The organism is Paraburkholderia mimosarum LMG 23256 = NBRC 106338, assembly GCF_000739815.1.
GTDB classification, from domain to species: Bacteria; Pseudomonadota; Gammaproteobacteria; order Burkholderiales; family Burkholderiaceae; genus Paraburkholderia; species Paraburkholderia mimosarum.
This window is the reverse complement of sequence record NZ_BBJJ01000312.1, coordinates 1-1,292: the sequence shown is the minus strand read 5'-3', so window position 1 is coordinate 1,292 and position 1,292 is coordinate 1. Positions and strand designations below refer to the sequence as shown.

At 62.4% G+C, this 1,292-nt stretch carries 1 protein-coding gene; it reads right to left on the bottom strand.

The window, feature by feature from the left end; translation table 11 throughout:
• Positions 1-38: 38 nt before the first annotated feature.
• A protein-coding gene (locus BMI01S_RS37610; protein ID WP_169745511.1) for an IS3 family transposase occupies positions 39-1,237 on the bottom strand; the annotation gives its coding sequence in 2 pieces (ribosomal slippage) (positions 39-922 and positions 922-1,237; 1,200 coding nt in all).
• Between the last annotated feature and the right edge of the window lie 55 nt (positions 1,238-1,292).

Genomic DNA, 1,292 nt, shown 5'->3' with positions numbered 1-1,292 from the left:
CTGGAGTTGCCCCTGTAACTCAGGACACTTGGACACCGTTAGGTTGATGACACCGCATGACGCCTGAACTCGCGAGGCGAGCGGTATTTCAGGGCTTTGTGCGGGTGGCGCTCATTGTAGTGTTCAAACGCGATAGCCAGACGCGAGAGCGCCGTTGGTGCGTCAGGCTTGTCCATATAGGCGACGTAATTGTGCTTCATGGTCTTCACGAACGATTCGGCCATGCCATTGCTCTGCGGCGAACGGACCGGCGTGGTCAGCGGCTCAAGACCCAGTTCGCGAGCGAAGCTGCGCGTGCGGTGGTCGATGTAGGCCGAGCCGTTGTCCGTCAGCCATTCGATGGGCTGCGCGGCCTGCGTGGTGCCGAAGCGCTGTTCGACGGCGGCCAGCATCACGTCGCGCACCACATCACCGCTATGCCCGCCGGTCGTCGCTGCCCAGCTAATCACCTCGCGGTCGCAGCAGTCCAGCGCAAACGTCACGCGCAGCGGCGTACCATCGTCGCACCGGAACTCGAAGCCATCGGAGCACCAGCGGGTGTTGCTGCGTTCCACGGCAACGCGACCGTCATGCCGCCGCTTGTCTCGCCGCACGCCGGGGCGGCGCAGCAGCAACTGATGCTCACGCATGACCCGATACACGCGCTTGGCGTTGATGCACGGCGCACCGGTCTGCTCCCGACTGCGGCGCAACAGCGCCCAGATGCGTCGGTAGCCGTAAGTCGGCAGATGCGCTACATGTGCCTGAATTTCCTCGACCAGCCCGGCATCATTGGTCACGCGAGCACGGCGACCATCGCGCCAGTCAGACGAGCGAGCTCGCTTCACCGCCACGGCAGAGCGCGCCACGCCGAGAACTTCGCAGACCGTCTTCATCGGTCGTCCCCCAGCAGCAAGGGCGAGCGCGCAATCAGGTTTTTTGAACGCCCCCACTCCACGGCTTCTTTCAGGATTTCGACCTCCAGCGTCTTCTTCCCGAGTAGCCGTTGCAGTTCCTTGATTTCCTTGATGGCGGCGGCCAGCTCAGATGCCGGCACAACGGTTTCGCCTGCCTTCACCGCCGCCAGACTGCCTTCCTGGTATTGCTTGCGCCAGCCGAACACCTGGTTGGCATTGACGCCGTGCCGACGTGCAACGGCCGACACCGACGCTCCTGGCTCCAATGTTTCCTGCACGATGGCGATTTTTTCCTGCGCCGTGCGCCGACGACGGCGCTCCGGCTCGGTCAGAATTTCGATGCTTTCCACGTAATGACTAGGCTTACTGATAGGCACAAGACTATCCCTTATTTTA